Raw genomic sequence first — 20115 nt, forward strand, 5'->3', positions numbered from 1 at the left:
GAGCAAAACATGAATAAGAAATTACTCGTACTGTCGATGGCAGCAACTTTAGGTTTAGCCGCTTGTGGTAACGACGGTGACAATGGCTCAAACGGCAGTGACGGTAAGGACTGGACCGCCGTTAATCAATGGTATGTCGACGGCCAGAAGCGCGTGACCCAGGCTGCCGATATTTCAATTAACAACCAAGCGGGCGCCGCAAAGAACATCATTCTTTTCGTCGGTGATGGCATGGGTGTATCGACAGTAACCGCTGCCCGTATCTTAGATGGTCAACTTAAAGGTAATACAGGTGAAGAAAACTCACTCTCATTCGAGACCTTACCGCACCTTGGATTAGCGAAAACCTATAACGTTAACGGCCAAACACCAGATTCAGCAGGCACTATGACCGCTATGGTCACAGGCGTGAAAACCGATGTCGGCGTGCTTTCGCAGGCTGAAGGTGTGACTCGCGGAAACTGTGCCTCAACTCAGGGACAAGACCTGATGACTTCCATCGAACTTGCCTCTATCGCAGGCATGTCGACAGGCGTGATATCAACAGCACGAGTCACCCATGCAACTCCGGCAGCGGCTTATGCCCATTCACCTGAGCGCGACTGGGAAAGTGATGCAGATTTAACGGCTGAAGCTGTGACCAACGGCTGTAAGGATATTGCGGCACAGCTATTGGATTACAGCTACGGCTCAGGTATTAATGTGGTGATGGGCGGCGGACGACGCGCCTTTATTCCAAACACAATGACAGATCCAGAAGGCAAAAATGGTAAGCGACTCGATGGTCGCGATTTAACATCTGAGTGGACCGCTAAATACACCAATTCCGCTTATGTTGCCGACAGAGACAGCTTTTTAGCATTGGACCCAACAACAACGGATCATGCCTTGGGTCTGTTTAATTCATCTCATATGGAGTACGACTACGACCGCATCACTGACGGTGCAGCAGGTGAGCCATCCCTTGCTGAGATGACAGCAAAGTCTATCGACATCCTTAAGAAGAATGACAAGGGCTTCGTGCTTATCATAGAAGCTGGCCGTATCGACCATGCCCATCATGCAGGTAATGCGGCAAGAGCACTGCACGATACAATTGCACTATCTGAAGCCGTGCGTGTGGCCATGGAAAAGACGTCAACTAAAGACACCTTACTCATGGTCACTGCCGACCATAGTCATGTTTTTACCATTGCTGGTTACCCAACACGCGGCAACCCTATCTTAGGGCTCGTAAAGGGTAATGATTCCAGTGGTATATCAGCCGTCACTAACTCTACCGATGCCAACGGCATGCCTTACACCACAGTGGGCTACACCAATGGTCGAGGCTACGCTGCACTAGATAACGGTGGTGACGAGCGCTATGGACTCCCCATAGCTGCAGGTCGATTCGATTTAAACTATGTCGACACTCAAAGTGCGGGATTCCATCAAGAGGCCTTAGTGCCATTAGAATCTGAGACCCATGCTGGTGAAGATGTCGGAATTTTCGCCAGCGGACCAGGTGCACACTTAGTGCAAGGTACCGTAGAGCAGAACCATATTTTCCACGTAATAAATCACGCCGCTAACTTAGTCATTAAAGCCGAAGCGGCTCTATAAGCTCTGTTTATTAGGCCGGCTAACCTTTTGCCCATTGGTATTAGTTAGGCGGCCTCCACCCAAATATTAAAAGCACAGGAGTTTTTATGAAGTATTCTTTGCTTAGTGCCGCCCTACTCGTCGGTTTCGTTCAAGTCGTCTCGGCTCATTCCACATCAGTACTGTCAACATCTGAGCAATCAACATCTGTAAGTGCTGAGCAAGCTCAGCAACCAAGGAGTATAGAGCCGGCAACAAAATTAGAGTTAGTCTGTACCGGTGTGATGCCTCATCAGCTCAGTGCGACTTATGAAGTATCGCAAACTCGTGGCGTCCATGTGACCAAACATCAGCTGCAACTGACACGCTACCAAGACACGGCTATCTACCAAAGATCGCCGCAAAGTTTCGAGGCTTGGCAGCACAATGGCGAATATGTTCGCTACTTCCCCATGGATAAACGCTCTGTGAGTTATCGCCCGAGCGATCTACTCTCACTCAATATCAGCTATGATTTGGAACAAGTCTTCCATCTTGTCTCACCACAAATTCGCTCTAAGCTTAAACAGGCCGATAATATCCAACACACTTGCCTGACAGTTGAGAGCTTTAGGGGGGAACTGAAGGGGCAAGAGGTGAGCCTACAGTGGGCGACATCATTGGATTTGCCTTATCAACTGACTATAGGTCAAGGTGATCAACAACTGACTTATCAGCTCGCCGAGGTAAAGCCTGTTACACAAGCCGACTTTAAGGCTTTGACTACAGGGTATAAAGATATCGATTTTGCCGATGTGGGTGACAGCGAGTCAGACCCATTTATCGCCAAGATGATCACTCAAGGCTTCATTCAACATGGCAGCTCAGGGTTTTATACCAGTGACGGCCAACAAATCACCGGCAATGGCCATAGTAGCCACTCACACTAATGAGGCGCTAACAGTAACTCGTCTTGCTATTGCCAATGTAAAAACAAAAAAAGTCTGCTTCTGCAGACTTTTTAATTATGACATGACTTGTTAAATAGTCACTATCAGACCATTAAGCCAGCAAGCCTTTTAGTTTAACGATAAAGGTTTTGATATCTGCTCGGCTTATATCGGCGTGAGTCACCAGCCTCAATGTGGAGCCAGGACTGATTAATATCCCCTGAGATTTAAGCTCATTCGCGATATGCTGGATATCTACACCTTGCTTCACCTCAGCAAACAGCATATTGGTTTGCACCTGCGTCAGATCAGTCTCAAATTCATCAAGCTCAGACAGACACTCTGCCAAATAGCGAGCATTGTCGTGATCGATAGCCAAGCGATCGACTTGATCTGTGATAGCAAGTTTAGCCGCTGCGGCTAAAATACCGGCTTGGCGCATGCCACCACCTAGCATCTTACGCCAGCGTCTGGCTTTATGGATTAAACGCTCATCACCTAAAAGCAGCGAGCCCACAGGGGCACATAAGCCTTTTGACAGACAGATAGAAACAGAATCAAAATATTGAGTGATATCACTAATGGCAATATTTTGCGCAACGGCCGCATTAGCAACTCTAGCCCCATCGAGGTGGATTTTCAGCTTATGGTCAAATGCCAAGGTTTGCGCTTGTGCCAAATAGGCTTGAGGCAAGACTTTACCACCTATGGTGTTCTCGAGACTTAGTAGTTTAGTATGAGCAAAATGCACATCGTCAGGTTTAATCGCAGACTGAATATCGGTGAGCAAGATACTACCATCAGCTTGGTTAGTAAGAGGTTGAGGCTGAATGCTGCCAAGTACCGCGGCGCCGCCTCCTTCAAACTTGTAGTTATGCGCTTGTTGACCACAAATATACTCATCACCACGTTCACAATGAGCCATCAAGGCCAATAAGTTAGCTTGAGTACCAGATGAGGTGAATAAGGCTCCATCGAAGCCATACATCTCGGCGACCATGGCCTCTAAACTGTTGACCGTAGGATCATCGCCATAAACATCATCCCCCACTTCGGCATTGGCTATCGCCTCGCGCATTGCAGCCGTTGGCTTGGTTACTGTATCACTGCGAAAATCGATCATCTTAGCCCCTGTTTATGATTTCGAGTCATGAATACTACTCCCTGAGCATAGCGAGTACCAGTATTTATCAGCCAAAAATCCCTCCCCGCTCCAGCATAGAATAAAGTCAGGAATTATCGTCAATAGAATAAGACTTAACCTTAAGAAATAACAACAACCAATTAACATTGCGCCCAAACTAGAACGACACAACAAATAAAATATATTGAGTTATTATTACTAACAACAGAATAACTCTATAGCAATACAATTGATGATTAAAAAATAAAAAAGGCATTATAAATACTAATCTATAAACTCAATATTTATAGCTATTATTCCGGTTTCTTATCAGGCAAAATCCGTCTCCTTTTACTCAGTGGCACTCTTATCATGCAGGAAGTTCAATTTATCAGCATTCTCTGGCTTATAGGTATCATAGCCGAAGCGATGACAGGTGCCCTTTGCGCAGGTAAGAAACAGATGGATCTCTTCGGTGTCGTCATCATAGGCTGTGCCACAGCCATAGGTGGCGGTACTTTACGTGACATGATGCTGGGAAATTATCCCTTGATCTGGGTGGAGAACATTCATTATCTTATCGCCATTGCGTTTGCCTCACTGCTCACCGTGGTTATCGCCCCTGTAATGCGATATCTATCTAAGCTCTTCTTAGCCATAGATGCTTTAGGCTTGGCGGTATTTTCCATTGTGGGTGCTCAGAAGACGCTATCACTTGGGTTTAGCCCACTCGTTGCCGTTGTTATGGGGCTAGTAACAGGTGTTTTTGGTGGCGTAATTCGTGATATTTTATGTAACCAAGTCCCCCTCATCTTCAAGAAAGAATTTTACGCCCTGGTCGCTCTGCTCACTGCCGCACTCTATGTTGGCCTCAAATCATACGGAGTCAGTGAATGGGTCAATCTAGCCATCTGCCTGCCCTTTGGTTTCGGATTGAGAATGCTGGCGATAAGGTTTCATTGGGGCATGCCAAAATTTGATTATCAATATGGCGAAGTACATTAATACCTAAGGTTCTAGTTCCTAGATTCCTAGATTCCTAGATTCCTAGATTCCTAGATTCCTAGATTCCTAGATTCCTTAGTAGCATAAGTGTTCCAGACACAACGAAGATTTATTTCCATCCTTGGTAAATCTTCATAAGTATTCCAGACACAAAAAAGGTCGGCAAATGCCGACCTTTTTTGTGTCTCAATTCTAACTCTCTAACTTTCAGCTATCTTATTTCAAGCCTTCTTACTCTGTGCGCTAGCGTGTAAGTAAGAGCTAACAGTCAGTACAAGAGCTTAGATTTAAGCTGCTGCAGTAGATGCAACTGCAGGTGTCTCTTTCAAATGAAGATCCATCTGAGGGTATGGAATACCAATATTCGCTTCATCCAATGCAAGCTTAATCTGCTCAAGAATTTCGAAATATGCAGGCCAGTAATCACTGCCCTTAACCCATGGGCGTACCACGAAATTAACCGACGAGTCAGCAAGCTCAGACAGTGCAATAGTATAAGCAGGGTCTTTCAATACATACTGGTTATTCTCGATAACACGTGTCAGTACCTTCTTGGTTTCTAACAGATCTGCATCATAAGAAACACCGATAACGAAATCGACACGGCGAGTATCCATCGCTGAATAGTTAACGATTGTACCATCCATCATGGCCGAGTTAGGTGCCACGATAAGTTTATTATCCGGTGTCAGTAGCTTGGTTGAGAAAATAGTGATCTCATTGACTGTACCCGCGATTCCAGCAGCTTCAACATAATCACCTACGCGACATGGACGGAACATCACCATCAAGACGCCAGAAGCAAAATTAGACAGCGAGCCTTGCAGCGCCAAACCAACCGCTAAACCCGCGGCACCGATAACAGCAACTAATGATGCTGTCTGCACGCCAATCTGTCCAAGCGTCGCCACTATGGTGAACACAAACACCAGTGACCATGCCATATTTGAGACAAATGAGACAACGGTAGGGTCAACTTTACGCTTGGTCATCAACTTACTAGATAACTTCTTAGCAATACCAGCACAATATTTACCGATAATAAAGATGACAATCGCAAAAATTATCTTCATTCCATAGGTCACGATAAGCTCTGGCGCTTGCTCGATCAAACCTTCCAAGTTTTCCATGTATTACTCCCTAAAAATTCCCAAACAAATGTTTGAGTTAACACAATTCAAATCTAACACCGAAAAACAGCTCATATAAATATGAGCTGTTTTATTTCATGTTCGATTCAAATCAAAATTCTAAGCGGCTCCCTGAGCCCTACTTGTACGCTAGTGATCTGACTCTACTACAAAGTTGACCCGTCTGTTCAGGGCCCTGCCTACTTGTGTATCATTTGTACTGATTGGAAAGCGAGTTCCCATCCCTCTCACAATAAAGCGCCCAGGGTCGAAGCCATAATCTTCAACTAAAAGGCCCATGACCTTTTTTGCCCTTGCCTCGGATAAGCTTTGATTAGCTTTTTCACTCCCGACGGAATCAGTATGACCAATGAGGCATAACTTAACGTCATTAAGCTGTAAAAATTGTTTTATTTGAGCGAGGATTTGCCATTGTGAGTAGAGTATCTCAGTCTTAGCAAACTCAAAATTCAAGACTAACTCTGTGGCCTCGATGCAAGTCTCTGGGAAAACCTTGTCATCGGTCGTGGTTAAACAAACTTTCTTAAATAGTCGACTCTTATCACAGCCTGAAGCATCGACAAGTACACCAGAGGGGGTATTAGGACAGGCATCCTTAGTATCTGGCACCCCGTCTTTATCACTATCATTCCAGCCAAATACTACAGGGCTAAGAACAAGCCCAATAATACATATTGTTGTAAGCCAACATTTATTCATCGTTTGTAACCTATATGACCATCGGCGCTTATAGCTTGTGCTTAAAGCTTATATTACTCATCGGCCCTTACGTGCAATGCTAAACGGTCATCTTTGCAGATTGGCGTATTTTATATCCTTCTGCAAATTTCGCAATCAGTTAGCACGATAAACTTTAAGCAAGTCACGAAAATCTAGTCACTACTAATTTAGCCAATAAAACCAAATATGTCACTACTAATTTAGCCAATAAAACCAAATATGTCACTAAGCTGGTGCAGTTAGTAACCGCTGACAAACACGGTCATACACATAATTAAAAGCAATTGCATAAAAGAAAAATAACACCAAGAAAGCAAATTCTAACAAAAAGGCTGAAAAGAGTGAGATCCCCATAAACCAAGACACTACAGGTAAAGTCACCACTATGATCCCCCCTTCAAAGCCTAAGGCATGGCCTATTCTGATGTAAACATTACGCTCGCTTCTATTACAGCCAAAATGCTTATCGAACCAAATATTATAAAAATAGTTCCACACGACAGCATAGAAACTCAAGCCTATAGCAACTTTTAGCAACTCACCCGTTTCTTTTCCTGTGATCAGGATGACTAAAGGCACAACTAAAATTAAGGCTAAGGCTTCAAATAAAATAGTATGAATAACACGTTGTTTGGTTGTCATCTGGCGACTCCTCTAAAAGACTTGCAGCCATTATCTAGCTAAATTATGATAGTAGAAAGTCAGATACCATCACAAATACTGATATGTTAACACTAGAGCAGCTTTACTCATTCGTAGAAACCGTGGAAACCGGCTCATTTTCAGCCGCAGCCAGGAAACTGGGCAAGGTACAATCTGCGGTCAGTCAAAACATCATGAATATGGAAATCGATAGTGATCAGACACTGTTCGATCGCTCCGGGCGTTACCCTAAGCTGACTACCGCGGGGAAAGCGCTTTTACCCCAAGCAAATGCAGTCATTGCCCAACATAGAAGGCTCAATCAACAACTAGAAGCCTTAGATAAAGGGCAACCCCAAAAGTTAACTCTGGCACTGGATGAAGGGGTTCCTTATAGTCAATTACCCCATTATCTAATCGAATTCACTGAATCTTTCCCCCATATACAACTCGAATTTTTGAACGCTTCGAGTCAAGATATTATCCAACTAGTAGGTGAAAAACGTGCCGATCTGGGTCTGGTCTTCAGTGACTTTATTTACCCTAAAAATATCGATTTCGAATCCATAGGTACTGTTGAATTTGAACTATTGATTAGTCCTAATCACCCATTAGCAAGTTCGAAATCTGAACATATGGATCTGCTTAAATTGCATAGGCAGTTGATCATAGGTGCCAGAGACAGAGTCCCTAGCAATTATAATCAGCAACATTCACCGGATGTCTGGTATGCGGATAATTATTATGTCTTACTTGAATTGGCAAAATCTGGATTTGGCTGGGGTTTACTTCCCCGACATCTGGCCCAAGATGCAATTGATAACAAACAACTTTGTAAAATCCCAGTTGAATTTGAAGAATTAGGTTGGGTGGCGAACATAGATGTCATTCAACACAGTGGAGCAGGTAATAATGCCTGCACCCTGCTACGTCAGCTTTTGAGAAAGATGATGAAAGCTAATCAGAAACAATAGAGCTTACTGACGACTAACTAGCAGAAGCCTGCTCATACCAGTTCGTCCAAGCGGGCCTATGAATCGATTCGATCTGAGACAGTATGCCCTCGAGGAGGCGTAAAAGAAGTTGGCGATCTTGGCTATTGCCAGAGTAAAATAGCGGATTGTAGAAGCAGCGACAACAATCCTGACACTGGGGGCGAGTTTCAGCTGAATATCCAGACCTAATTTGACTCCTTCAATGCACAGAGCTCTAGCTTTAGAGTGTAGAACATAGCATCGATGCCATTTAAAAAGTGCGCCACCTTGTACCACTCACTAAGTGTCTGCCCAATATGGAGTCAGAGAGTACCACCCTATTTAACATTGATAAGCTCGACTTTAGTCTAATAAGAAACAGGTATTACAAGTTACAGGAGTGCTCATGAATTTGACAAAAAAACGCTCCTATTGGAGTAATGCCGATCACTTAGTCACTATTTTGCATACATAATCACCTTTTATTCACTTTCTGAATTAACGGAATTTGTGTAGCAATCATTGACTAACAGCAGAACGAGTAAGGGCTACAGCCAGATTTAGATTAAATCCCCTGTAGCCCTTATTTTATCAATATTTTTTCTTAACTTACCGGCATTACTCCTATTGGAGCGCCTTTAAGCCAGTTCCGCCATTAGAACAAGTTAATAAATAAAAGCAGACGTACCCAAGGTACTAGTTAGCTTCTGGTTTAGGAGGGTAATTTACTAGCATCTCAGAGATAGCATGATTAACCACTTCAACACGCTCTTCAGGAGTATTCTGATCGCGTATGGTATCGGCAACAGAGCCACGCCAGATAAGCTTACCAGTTTCACGATTCACCATATCTAAAATCAAGGTACCGACTTCATACTCACGAACCGTAGTCTGAGTATTCATGCTGCCACTATATCCCCATCTAGAGCCATAATATGGGTTATAACCATAGTTAGTGTTGAAGGTATCTACGTTGATTTTCTTATCAACCTTAGTCAAATAGTTAACTAAGACATCGGCAGTGGCCGCATCGGTAAGGGTGATGCCTTTTGCCGATAACTGACTATCTACTGCTGCACGAATGCGTTGATCCATCAAACCATCCAGATGATATGTGCTGTCTTTTGTTTTTTTAACGATCCAGGCGTAGGTCTTTACATCGTTAAAATTTGCCGCAGGATCATAATCCGAACTCGTTTTAAGGGTGCTACAGGCACTCAGTGCCAGTGCAACCAAACCAACTATAACCTTCTTCATTTTGACTCCATCAGATCTTTATCTTGTAAAATTCATTATATTATTTCAGCTTACATAGCAATTTCATGATCTACAACTCAAATTTAGCCAAATATAGTATATCGTTCAGCTTGACTTAAGATAGAACCTTAATGATAATGATTATCAGTTAGTCGTTGATGTTAAATCTTAAATCCTGAGTAATGGAGTCTCTTATGTTTTGGTTTATCGGTGCCTTTTTGATCGCGAGTGCTATCTTTCTTTTTGCTCCCGAACAAGCGTCGGTTAAATCCGAAAAAGTTTCAGCCAGAAAGAGTCAGGGGCATATCAGCCTATTTATCCTGCCAGTTATCGTGCTCGCCTGGTTGCTCTTTACGTTATTAGACGGACATAACGGCAGCTATGGAGCCGCAGCAATAGGCTTTGTTTTAACCTCTTGCTCCATTGCTCACTCAAAGTTCCATAAGTTTATTATCCCCTGCGCATGCCTGACAGCAGTATCACTCATCATTAGCGTCATATTGGCAACATAATAGCCCTCATAAGAACGCTATCTCATTTTTAAAATGATGCAGGCTAGAGAATCTGCTAGCCTTCTTAGTTCCAACAACCTCCCCCTCATGGGCGTGCCCCAAGACTTAATAAAGCATAAAGCTCCCATAAAATTATTCAGTTTGTTAGACTCTCATTATCACAAGTTATTTATTAGTCGCCCATGAGAAAAGATCCAAACGTATCCTTAGTCTACAGCACAGATGTAGGCCGTATAGCTCCCGAAGCTGAGAGCAAAGACATCCCCACTGGAGATGGAGTCGTACGTATCCATAAAGACAGTAAAGGGCGAAAAGGCAAGGGGGTTTCTGTGATTAAAGGCCTTGGCTTGAATGAAAAAGAACTTAAAGCGCTGGCCCAGAAGTTAAAAAAGCAATGCGGCTGTGGTGGAACGGTGAAGGAGTTCAATATTGAAGTCCAAACCGACAACAGAGAACAGATCAAGATCTTGCTGGAAAAACTCAAATATACAGTAAAAATAGCCGGCGGTTAGCAGGCTATATAGTCCATATTTGCAAGATGAATTATCTTCCTCTATCCCCTCTTCCATGGAGCCTATTAATGGAAAGTTTACAAAACCACTTCTTAATCGCGATGCCTTCACTCAAAGACACCTTCTTCGAACGTTCGGTGATTTATCTTTGTGAGCATGATGAAAAAGGCGCTATGGGGATCATGATCAACAGGCCCTTAGGCATAGAAGTCGATGAACTACTACAGCAGATGGAGCTAGATGAAGAACCGGAACTAGTGTCCTCCCTTGGCGCCAGAGTCCTTGTAGGCGGTCCAGTTAATCCCGAACGAGGATTTGTGTTACACACGCCTCAAGATTTTTGGAACAACAGCCAATCACTGACAGACGAGTTAATGCTAACCACCTCCAGAGACGTATTATCGGCTTTAGGCAGTAAAGATGCCCCAAAACAGTTTATCGTCGCCTTAGGCTATGCTGGTTGGAGTCGAGATCAACTGGAGCAAGAACTTGCAGATAATACCTGGCTCTCAATCCCTGCAAGTACGGAATTACTCTTCGATGTTGAGCATGAGAAACGTTGGCAAAAAGCAACGGAGTCTTTAGGCTTCGATATATGGCAACTATCCAATCAATCTGGACATGCATAAACCTTCTCCCTCAACAAATTCTTAATTTAAGAGAACAAGTATTTCATGGGTTCAATAACGGTACTAGGCTTCGATTACGGCACTAAAAGCATTGGAATTGCCATAGGTCAATCACTCACGGGCACAGCCAACCCTATCGGTTCAATAAAAGCGGTCGATGGCATCCCTAAATGGGAAGAAATTGGCATGCTTATCGAGGAGTGGCAGCCAAATATGGTGGTCGTAGGCCTACCTTTAAATATGGATGGCACAGAACAAGAAATCACCCAGAGAGCTAAAAAGTTTGCCAATCGCATCAATGGCAGATTCGGTGTAAAAATAGCCACACAAGATGAACGGCTGACAACAGCAGATGCCAAGGCCAGACTGTTTGAATTCGGTGGTTATAAGGCATTGACCAAAGGTCAGGTAGATGCCATGTCGGCAGTATTGATCATCGAGAGCTTTTTCGAAAACATGTACGACTAGCCCTGAAGCTGAGTTAAAAAATCATAAAAACGGCCAGTGAAGTTATCTTCACTGGCCGTTTTTTTCAACACTATGATTAAAAAGTAATGATTCAAAACCTAGATGTTAGGAATTTAAAAGTAGAGCCCAATATTAATGTTCAAACGTGAGCTCCACTCAGTCGGGGCATTCGAGATCCCTACCCCAGGGCCATTAATAAACCACATGTTGTTCCCGGCAATCCAATCGACATAAGAATAAAACTTACCCGCTGTGATGGCGCAGCCTGTGACATTCTGAATCGAGTCCTCTAAACCTTCACCCGATGCAAATACCTGACTGAAATCATTGTAACAATTAAGATTGGTGATCGGTCCCCAATCCACATCAATACTACGCGCTAGGTTTAAGGTAAGCACATCAGCCGATGAGGCTATTTCAAAGGGATAAGCGAAGGCCGACAGGGCGATACGATTGCTATCAGGCATATCATACTCATAATACATGTACTGAAACTGCCCTTGCCACTTAGCCCAATCGACTTGCCAGTGAAAGGATGCGGCATATCCATCGGTATCTTTACCCTCTACCTGACTATTAGTAGTCGGCAGGTAATCTAATTGGGAATACTGCAAAGAAGCGCCAATCTTATGTTTGGTATTCTCTGTGGTTATGTCTCGCTCTATCCGTGCATTAAGCTGACCAGACTCCTCATAGGGTGATTCATCTGTGATAGCAACATCGAAGGAGTACCTGTCATACCTGGCACCATCACCATATTCATCATTGAAAAAGTAGGCAAGATCGAAACGCCAATTTTTATCGTCATATTTCCAGTGTATGCCAGCATCATAGTCATCTTCAAAACCGAGATAATAGTTGGCACTAAACCAAAATGAATGGGCACCGTAGGGAAGTAAACCAAAGGGAACCTGAGTCACACCTATCTGAACACTCTGCTCTTCATTGAAGTTATATCCCGCATAGGCGTGATGAATGACATCAATATCTTGATACCAACGATACTGAGCCGAAGCAAACAAGCCATCGTCCTTATAGTTGACATCCACTCGAAACAGCTCAAATTCCAGCTTAGAATCATTGGCGTAATCCTTCCAACCATAGTTGACGCGAACGGCTCCACCAAGATCCAACTCGTCGGTCACTTTGACCGCATGAGCCGAAAACGAAACCCAGATACATAAACACACTATTACTAATCGTTTAAACACAGCCATGACACTCCTATGTCCTTGACATAAAAACTATTCTCCAAGTTTAATCAGAGAATGCTAATTGCGCGAACTCATATCCAATTAAATTAAAAAGGTCAGAGAATAACTGCTCTGACCTTGTTGAGGCTCCAGTAAATAGATTCTCAACTAGATGACTTAACAAATATTGATGTTCACTACTCCAAATCTAACGTTACTCCTTCCATAAAGCCTGAGCCCGTTTGTTCTGAATTCTGTAACTTAATCATCAATCTTAAATCGTTAGGTGAGTCAGCATGATGCAGGGCATCTGCATAGCTAACCTCTCCTGCTACATAGAGGTTAAGTAAAGCCTGATCGAAGGTCTGCATCCCCTGTTCATTTGACTTAGCCATGGTCTCCTTGAGTGAATGCAGCTCATTTTTAGCAATCAAACTACTGATACGGGGCGTGTTGATCAAAATCTCGATAGCTGCGCGTCGACCCTTACCGTCCATAGTCGGCACCAACTGTTGAGCGACTATTCCCCTTAAGTTCAAAGAGAGATCAAACAATAGTTGCTGATGCTTACTGTCCGGTACTAAGTTCATAATACGATCCAACGCCTGGTTAGCATTGTTTGCATGCAAGGTAGCCATACATAGATGACCAGTTTCGGCGAATGCCAGAGCAAACTCCATGGTCTCTTGAGTTCGAATTTCACCAATTAATATCACATCAGGAGCCTGCCGCAATGAGCTTTTAAGCGCAGCATCGAAGGACTCGGTATCTATTCCTACCTCTCGCTGGGTAATAATGCTCTTGCGGTGTTCATGAACAAATTCAACAGGATCCTCTATGGTCAAAATATGTCCCCGAGAATTAGCATTACGGTAACCAACCAGCGATGCCAAAGATGTTGATTTACCCGTGCCTGTTCCACCAACCATGATGATGAGCCCACGTTTACTCATCACCAAGTCTTTCAATATTACGGGGAGTTTCAGATCATCCACATCGGGGATCTGAGTCTCGATACGACGCATTACACATCCCGATGCTTCCCTTTGCCAAAAAGCACTGACACGAAAACGTCCCAAATCCTGCAATGCAAATGCGAAATTACACTCACGTGTCTCATGGAACTCTTTTTTCTGCTCATCACTCATCAATGACTCGACAAAATCTAATGATTGAGCCGGTGAGAATGAAGTTTCGCTCAATGGTGTTAGCTCACCATCGATTTTGGCACTCGGAGGAAAATCCGCAGTGATAAATAGATCCGATGCCTTGCGGTCTATCATCGTTTTTAAGAAAGGACGTACATCCATAATAAAACCTTAGCAATTAACCATTAAAATTGTGTCTGCTTATTGGCACTCTTGTGCTGAGCATCTTCACGACTTATCTGACCGCGGTTAACTAAATTCTGCAAACACTGATCTAAGGTCTGCATACCATGTGACATACCGGTCTGAATCGCAGAGTACATCTGTGCAACTTTATCCTCTCGGATAAGGTTTCTAATCGCAGGAGTCCCCATCATGATCTCATGGGCTGCCACTCGTCCTCCGCCCACTTTCTTAATCAAGGTCTGTGATATTACCGCTTGAAGTGACTCTGATAGCATTGTTCTGACCATGCCCTTCTCGCCTTCAGGGAAAACATCCACCACACGGTCAATGGTTTTGGCCGCAGAAGTGGTGTGCAGTGTACCGAAAACCAAGTGACCGGTTTCAGCCGCTGTCATCGCCAGCCTGATGGTTTCAAGATCTCGCATCTCTCCCACCAAGATAACATCGGGATCTTCTCGCAGCGCACTTCGCAAGGCGGCGTTAAAGCTGTGAGTATGACGATGTACCTCTCGCTGGTTAATCAGACACTGCTTACTCTGATGCACAAATTCGATTGGGTCTTCAATGGTGAGAATGTGCTCATGACGACTTTCATTAATAAAATCGACCATAGCCGCCAGAGTAGTACTCTTACCAGAGCCTGTTGGCCCGGTAACTAGGACTAAACCACGAGGGAAACTAGAAATTTTCTTAAAAATCTCCGGAGCACCTAGCTGCTCTAGGCTCAGAATGTCGCTGGGAATGGTACGAAACACCGCCGCGGCGCCCCGCGCTTGGTTGAAAGCGTTGACACGAAAACGCGCTAGATTGGGAACTTCGAAGGAAAAATCTATCTCTAAATGTTCTTCATAATCTTTACGCTGCTTGTCATTCATGATGTCATAGACGAGTCCATGCACCCCTTGATGATCTAAAGCAGGTAAATTGATCTTTCTGACTTCGCCATCTACACGTATCATAGGTGAAACGCCCGCTGAAAGGTGTAGATCTGATGCTTTGTGTTTTACACTAAAAGCAAGTAACTCTGTGATTTCCATAGTATGGGATATCCATTCAACCAAAAAACTTACATCATGACAACAATAGCAGACAGACTGGCTAACGCCCAGCAACGAATCATACAAGCGGCGCAAATTTCATCACGAAATGCCGATACAATTCAATTACTCGCCGTTAGTAAAACGAAGCCGAATTCTGATATCTTAGCCGCATATGCTGCAGGCCAGAGACGATTTGGTGAAAACTATGTCCAGGAAGGTGAGTCTAAAGTTAAAGCGCTCGAAGAGAGCTGCCCCGAAATAGAATGGCACTTCATCGGTCCCTTACAATCAAATAAGACTAAAATCATCGCAAGTCACTTCGATTGGATGCACACAGTGTCTCGTGAAAAGATAGCATCTAGGCTTAATGACCAACGCCCAGAAGAGATGTTTCCCCTTAACATCTGTATTCAAATCAATATTAGCGGCGAAACCAGTAAGTCAGGGGCGACACCAGAAGAGCTGAAATCACTGGCGAGTAAAGTCGATCAGATGCCGAATTTAACCCTCCGAGGTCTGATGGCCATCCCCACCGCGACCTCAGACAAACAGTTACAAAGAGATGAATTCCAGCAGCTGCAAACGTTATATCAAGAGCTCAAATCACTTTATCCTCAAGTGGACACGCTTTCCATGGGAATGAGTAATGATTTAGAACAGGCAATTGAACAAGGTTCAACCATGGTTCGAATTGGTAGTGCAATTTTCGGCGAAAGAGAGAAAAGCTAGATATTAGCCTTGTTTTAACAGTACTAAGCCCAAATGTTAGTCATCACTGACTAGTAACGAACCTATGGCAATATTTTGTCACCTAAAATAACAGCCTCAACGGAAGAGGCAGAAGTTGAGAGAACTATAGAGAAGTATCATGGCTGAAAAAAAATTATGCTTTATCGGTGCGGGAAATATGACTCGCAGCATCACTACCGGGCTAGTCAGCAATGGCTACAATGCCTCACTGATACACGCAACCAATCCGAGCGCCCCTAAGCTTGAAGCATTAAAGACATCGCTCAACATTGTCACATCACATGATAATTTAGCCGCAGCGAAGCAAGCTGATGTTATCGTGCTCAGTGTGAAGCCCCATTTTATGCAAGGGGTTTGCGAGCAATTAAGCACTCTAGACCTAAGCAATAAGCTCATTATAACCATTGCAGCTGGCATTCCAGCCAAGCGTTACAGCGATTACTTTGGACAAGAGATAAAGCTTATTCGTACTATGCCTAATACTCCGACTCAAATTGGGGTCGGCATGACAGGCTTATATGCCGGAGATGAGATATCATCTGAGCAGAAATTGCTCTGTGAAAAGTTGATGTTGAGCGGCGGCGAAGTCGTTTGGGTTAAGAATGAGTCTGAGCTCGACCAAGTCATCGCACTCTCTGGCAGCTCGCCGGCGTATTTCTTCCTTTTCATGGAAGCGATGATCGACAATGCCAAAGCATCGGGAATGGATGAATATAAAGCCAGACAACTCGTGCAGCAAGCAGCATTAGGCGCGGCTCAAATGGTTAAACAAAACCCGGAACTGACAACCGCCCAACTGAGAGAAAATGTCACTTCAAAAGGCGGCACGACGGCTCAAGCTATCGCCGCTCTCGAAGCTGGTGATTTAAGGGGCATAGTCAAACAAGCAATGGATGATTGTGTGGCACGGGCACAAGAGATGGCCGAACAATATTAGCCAAGGGTTAAACCGACATTTAACCAAGAATGAATTTTGATTTAATATAAATAGAGAAAAAACATGAATGCACTCAGTTTCTTAGTTAGTACCGTTTTCGACCTGTACTTAATGGTTGTCATAATACGCATCTGGCTTCAGCTCGCTAAAGCTGATTTCTATAATCCATTTAGCCAGTTTATCGTGAAAGCTACCCACCCAATCGTTGCCCCTATGCGTCGAGTGTTACCTTCCATGGGCGGTTTAGATACTGCCTCAGTGGTATTGGCTTTGATGGTTGTCATCGCAAAGTTTGTCGTATTGAGTCTCATCGCTGGCGCGGCAATTAATATACCAACAATCTTATTAATAGCTGTGGTTTCAGTATTTAAGCAGGCCGGAGTTTTGCTGTTCTGGATGCTGATTATCCGTGCAATTTTAAGTTGGGTGAGTCAAGGTCATAACCCTATCGAAATGGTTATGGGCCAGTTAACTGAACCACTACTATCACCAATCCGTCGCATTCTTCCTCAGATGGGTGGCCTAGATCTGTCTTTATTGGTGGTGATGATCATACTTAACTTTGTCAATATCCTCTTAGCTCAATATGTACCGTTTTGGGCTAGTGTCTAGACCATAACACTACCGGTATCTATGCAGCAGGACTCACTGCTGCTGAGCTTTATTTTCACTCATGTTAATTTGTAAGTTGATAAATAGAACGAAGCGAGCCATGGGCTAAACGCCTATACTCAAATATATGATAACCCTAACGAGTTACCGCTAATAATCAGTTCATTACCGCAGGAGCAGCGTCATGTTTAGAGCAATTTTATCTGTACTCATACTCACCCTTGCCTTCGTTGGCAGTGCGTCAGCAGAGCAGAAACAAAAAGTTGGCAACTACGATATTCACTACGTGGCCCTAAGCAGCACATTTTTAACCCCCAGCATAGCGAAGTCCTATGGTATCAAGCGCAGTAGCTACACCGGCATCATCAATATTTCGGTGCTCGACACTAGCCAAGAAGGCAATCCCCCCGTACCAGTTGAGATCTCTGGAATTGCCAACAACCTACTCGATGCTCGCATAAACCTGAAGTTTAGAGAGATCCGCGAAGGAAAGGCTATCTATTATGTCGCCGAAGTTCCCTACCGTGATGATCAAGAGATCAACTTTCAAGTTGCCATAAAATATAACAAGAAGCTCAATACCCAATTGAAGTTTAAGCAAAAGTTCTATGTCGAATAAAACATAGTGTAAAAACAGACAAGGGAACAAGAGCCGAGATAACCCATCATCGGCTTTTATCTCCCTTCTTACATACACGATTTACGTCAATATCTGCTATCGTTTCCCCGCCTCCTTAGTTATCATGACGCCCAATTACCCAACCCTCTATTATGTAAGGTCTCTAATGGATAAGTTCGTTCTCGCCAGTGGCAATAAAGGTAAACTCAAAGAGTTTTCTGAAATCTTCTCAGCATATGGTGTAGAGGTGCTTCCTCAGAGCCAGTTCAATGTAGAAGAGGTCCCTGAAACCGGAACAACATTCGTTGAAAACGCCATCATAAAAGCACGCCATGCCGCCGAAATTACGGGGCTCGCGGCAATTGCCGATGACTCAGGCTTAGAAGTTGACCTTCTCAATGGCGCCCCAGGGATCTACTCGGCCAGATACGGCGGAGAGAATGCCGGTGAAAAAGATAACTACTTAAAGTTGTTAGATGCACTAAAAGCCAATACCCAAGACAGAACCGCTCGCTTTCAATGCGTCTTGGTCTACATGCGCCATGCAGAAGATCCGACGCCAATTATTGCTCAGGCATCATGGGAAGGGAAAATAGCCTTCCAAGCCAGCGGAGATAACGGCCACGGTTACGATCCTATTTTTATTCCTAATGAACATAGCTGCTCTGCGGCAGAGCTAAATAGTGAAGAAAAGAACCATTTGAGCCATAGAGGCAAGGCAATGAAACTGTTGATCAGTGCAATGAAACAACAAGGTATGATTATCTAATGTTAACTCTGCCACCTTTGAGTCTATATATTCACATACCTTGGTGTGTGCAAAAATGCCCCTATTGTGATTTCAACTCCCACGGCCAGAATGGTGAACTACCACAACAGGAGTATGTCGACGCCTTACTTGCCGATCTGAGAAACGATCTTCACTATGTTCAGGGGCGCGAAATCCACACGATATTTATCGGTGGCGGCACACCTTCGCTATTCGATGCGGCGCAAATCGAAAGATTACTCAAGGGAGTCAATGAGATGATCTCCTTCAGTGAGCAGATAGAAATAACCATGGAGGCGAATCCCGGTACGTTAGAGCATGACGACTTCGAGGCATATTCTAACGCTGGCGTTACGCGCCTATCTATTGGCGTTCAGAGTTTTTCAACAGACAAGCTGAATCTATTAGGCCGTATACACGATAAAGATGAGGCTAAAATTGCTGCGCAAAAGGCCCACATCTCAGGTTATCGCAGTTTTAATTTAGATCTGATGCATGGACTACCAAACCAAAGTTTCGAAGAGGCTATGGCTGATATAGACACGGCTGCTAAACTGTCTCCCCCTCATCTATCCTGGTATCAGCTGACCATAGAGCAAAACACCTTATTCCATTCTAAGCCCCCACAATTACCCGATGATGAAGCCCTGTGGCACATCTATGAGCAAGGACAGAAAAAATTAGCCAAGCTCGGCTATGAACAGTATGAGATCTCGGCATACGCGAAACCAGGATTTCAGTGCCAGCATAATATCAACTACTGGCAATTTGGCGATTACTTAGGCATTGGCTGTGGTGCTCATGGCAAAGTCACTCTGCTGAAACAGAAACAGATATTACGTACGGTAAAGATTAAACACCCCAAGGGTTATCTAGCGGCAGATGAGTACACCTTCGACACCATTGAGGTAACGGAAGATGAGCGTTCGCTAGAATATCTGATGAATCGATTTCGTCTAATGTCGGCGATACCTAAAACAGAGTTTGAGCAAAGAACTGGCTTATCTCACCGGGTGCTTGATCAAGGTATAGAGAATGCCAAGAGCAAGGCTTTATTGACTGAAAACGAGACACACTGGGAATTAACGCCTAAAGGTAAGATGTTCGTAAACGAACTTTTATCTCAGTTCTGCTAATCGGCTCTGGATTATCGAGGTTTCTTGTATCTGATTTGAGTTAGTTAAACCAGATACAAGAAGCGATATAGAGAAACGCTATCCACTCAAGCTTGAGTTACAAAGGCTTTATTTACTGAGAATGCACCCTAGCTCCCAGTAATTTTAAAAACATTCAGTTTTAAACTACTAACTCTTTGAATTAGCCGTAATAGACACATTTACTAACACTTAGATCAA

At 43.9% G+C, this 20115-nt stretch carries 22 protein-coding genes; 14 read left to right on the forward strand and 8 right to left on the reverse strand.

Annotated features, from left to right (window positions below):
* The first annotated feature begins 9 nt into the window (after positions 1 to 9).
* Together sps_RS11420 and sps_RS11425 are read left to right on the forward strand one after the other, a co-directional pair.
* Positions 10 to 1605, forward strand: coding sequence for an alkaline phosphatase (locus sps_RS11420; RefSeq protein ID WP_077752643.1), 1596 nt, complete (start codon positions 10 to 12; stop codon positions 1603 to 1605).
* An 86-nt stretch (positions 1606 to 1691) separates the two neighbouring features.
* The gene (locus sps_RS11425; RefSeq protein ID WP_077752644.1) at positions 1692 to 2513 is read left to right on the forward strand and encodes a hypothetical protein; all 822 of its coding nucleotides are present in this window, start codon (positions 1692 to 1694) and stop codon (positions 2511 to 2513) included.
* A gap of 112 nt (positions 2514 to 2625) precedes the next feature.
* On the opposite strand, the gene ltaE is transcribed toward sps_RS11425, so the two are convergent.
* Complete coding sequence (gene ltaE / locus sps_RS11430) at positions 2626 to 3636, reverse strand: low-specificity L-threonine aldolase (protein WP_077752645.1); 1011 nt, start codon at positions 3634 to 3636, stop codon at positions 2626 to 2628.
* A gap of 372 nt (positions 3637 to 4008) precedes the next feature.
* On the opposite strand from ltaE, the gene sps_RS11435 reads away from it, so the two are divergent.
* Complete coding sequence (locus sps_RS11435; protein WP_077752646.1) at positions 4009 to 4641, forward strand: trimeric intracellular cation channel family protein; 633 nt, start codon at positions 4009 to 4011, stop codon at positions 4639 to 4641.
* A 287-nt stretch (positions 4642 to 4928) separates the two neighbouring features.
* Here sps_RS11435 and sps_RS11440 read toward each other — a convergent pair whose 3' ends face one another.
* The 3 genes from sps_RS11440 to sps_RS11450 all read right to left on the reverse strand — a co-directional run bounded on the left by sps_RS11440 (position 4929) and on the right by sps_RS11450 (position 7154).
* Positions 4929 to 5771 (reverse strand): mechanosensitive ion channel family protein, encoded by an 843-nt coding sequence (locus sps_RS11440; protein ID WP_077752647.1) that lies wholly within the window; start codon positions 5769 to 5771, stop codon positions 4929 to 4931.
* Between the two features lie 150 nt (positions 5772 to 5921).
* Positions 5922 to 6491: an OmpA family protein gene (locus sps_RS11445; RefSeq protein WP_077752648.1), complete on the reverse strand. Its 570-nt coding sequence runs from the start codon at positions 6489 to 6491 to the stop codon at positions 5922 to 5924.
* Positions 6492 to 6737: 246 nt separating this feature from the next.
* Complete coding sequence (locus sps_RS11450; RefSeq protein WP_077752649.1) at positions 6738 to 7154, reverse strand: PACE efflux transporter; 417 nt, start codon at positions 7152 to 7154, stop codon at positions 6738 to 6740.
* An 83-nt stretch (positions 7155 to 7237) separates the two neighbouring features.
* On the opposite strand from sps_RS11450, the gene sps_RS11455 reads away from it, so the two are divergent.
* The gene (locus sps_RS11455) at positions 7238 to 8128 is read left to right on the forward strand and encodes a LysR family transcriptional regulator (protein WP_077752650.1); all 891 of its coding nucleotides are present in this window, start codon (positions 7238 to 7240) and stop codon (positions 8126 to 8128) included.
* Between the two features lie 696 nt (positions 8129 to 8824).
* Here sps_RS11455 and sps_RS11460 read toward each other — a convergent pair.
* A complete protein-coding gene (locus sps_RS11460) occupies positions 8825 to 9385 on the reverse strand; it encodes a DUF4136 domain-containing protein (protein WP_077752651.1) in 561 nt (186 codons plus the stop codon).
* A 194-nt stretch (positions 9386 to 9579) separates the two neighbouring features.
* On the opposite strand from sps_RS11460, the gene sps_RS11465 reads away from it, so the two are divergent.
* The 4 genes from sps_RS11465 (at position 9580) to ruvX (ending at position 11506) form a co-directional block, all read left to right on the forward strand.
* Positions 9580 to 9897, forward strand: a complete 318-nt coding sequence (locus sps_RS11465; protein WP_077752652.1) for a hypothetical protein — start codon at positions 9580 to 9582, stop codon at positions 9895 to 9897.
* Between the two features lie 182 nt (positions 9898 to 10079).
* Positions 10080 to 10409 carry a stress response translation initiation inhibitor YciH gene (yciH, locus tag sps_RS11470; protein ID WP_077752653.1) on the forward strand — a complete coding sequence of 110 codons (330 nt, stop codon included), beginning with the start codon at positions 10080 to 10082 and terminating at the stop codon, positions 10407 to 10409.
* Positions 10410 to 10477: 68 nt separating this feature from the next.
* A complete protein-coding gene (locus sps_RS11475; RefSeq protein ID WP_077752654.1) occupies positions 10478 to 11038 on the forward strand; it encodes a YqgE/AlgH family protein in 561 nt (186 codons plus the stop codon).
* A 45-nt stretch (positions 11039 to 11083) separates the two neighbouring features.
* Positions 11084 to 11506, forward strand: coding sequence for a Holliday junction resolvase RuvX (ruvX, locus tag sps_RS11480; protein ID WP_077752655.1), 423 nt, complete (start codon positions 11084 to 11086; stop codon positions 11504 to 11506).
* A 113-nt stretch (positions 11507 to 11619) separates the two neighbouring features.
* Here the strand turns inward: ruvX and sps_RS11485 are convergent, their stop codons facing one another.
* From sps_RS11485 to sps_RS11495, 3 genes are all read right to left on the reverse strand, one after another.
* On the reverse strand, positions 11620 to 12723 hold the full coding sequence (locus sps_RS11485; protein WP_077752656.1) for a hypothetical protein: 1104 nt from the start codon (positions 12721 to 12723) through the stop codon (positions 11620 to 11622).
* 173 nt (positions 12724 to 12896) lie between these two features.
* The gene (locus sps_RS11490) at positions 12897 to 14009 is read right to left on the reverse strand and encodes a PilT/PilU family type 4a pilus ATPase (RefSeq protein ID WP_077752657.1); all 1113 of its coding nucleotides are present in this window, start codon (positions 14007 to 14009) and stop codon (positions 12897 to 12899) included.
* 23 nt (positions 14010 to 14032) lie between these two features.
* A complete protein-coding gene (locus tag sps_RS11495) occupies positions 14033 to 15070 on the reverse strand; it encodes a type IV pilus twitching motility protein PilT (RefSeq protein ID WP_077752658.1) in 1038 nt (345 codons plus the stop codon).
* Positions 15071 to 15106: 36 nt separating this feature from the next.
* Here sps_RS11495 and sps_RS11500 point away from each other — a divergent pair, with 36 nt between their 5' ends.
* The 6 genes from sps_RS11500 to hemW all read left to right on the forward strand — a co-directional run bounded on the left by sps_RS11500 (position 15107) and on the right by hemW (position 19896).
* Positions 15107 to 15802, forward strand: coding sequence for a YggS family pyridoxal phosphate-dependent enzyme (locus sps_RS11500; RefSeq protein ID WP_077752659.1), 696 nt, complete (start codon positions 15107 to 15109; stop codon positions 15800 to 15802).
* Between the two features lie 139 nt (positions 15803 to 15941).
* On the forward strand, positions 15942 to 16760 hold the full coding sequence (proC, locus tag sps_RS11505) for a pyrroline-5-carboxylate reductase (RefSeq protein ID WP_077752660.1): 819 nt from the start codon (positions 15942 to 15944) through the stop codon (positions 16758 to 16760).
* A 63-nt stretch (positions 16761 to 16823) separates the two neighbouring features.
* A complete protein-coding gene (locus sps_RS11510) occupies positions 16824 to 17372 on the forward strand; it encodes a YggT family protein (protein ID WP_077752661.1) in 549 nt (182 codons plus the stop codon).
* A gap of 184 nt (positions 17373 to 17556) precedes the next feature.
* On the forward strand, positions 17557 to 17991 hold the full coding sequence (locus sps_RS11515) for a DUF4426 domain-containing protein (protein ID WP_077752662.1): 435 nt from the start codon (positions 17557 to 17559) through the stop codon (positions 17989 to 17991).
* A gap of 166 nt (positions 17992 to 18157) precedes the next feature.
* Positions 18158 to 18760: an RdgB/HAM1 family non-canonical purine NTP pyrophosphatase gene (rdgB, locus tag sps_RS11520; protein WP_077752663.1), complete on the forward strand. Its 603-nt coding sequence runs from the start codon at positions 18158 to 18160 to the stop codon at positions 18758 to 18760.
* Positions 18760 to 19896: a radical SAM family heme chaperone HemW gene (gene hemW, locus sps_RS11525; protein WP_077752664.1), complete on the forward strand. Its 1137-nt coding sequence runs from the start codon at positions 18760 to 18762 to the stop codon at positions 19894 to 19896. The genes rdgB and hemW overlap by 1 nt, the downstream gene beginning before the upstream one ends.
* Positions 19897 to 20115: the final 219 nt, after the last annotated feature.

The organism is Shewanella psychrophila (genome assembly GCF_002005305.1).
Taxonomy (GTDB): Bacteria; Pseudomonadota; Gammaproteobacteria; order Enterobacterales; family Shewanellaceae; genus Shewanella; species Shewanella psychrophila.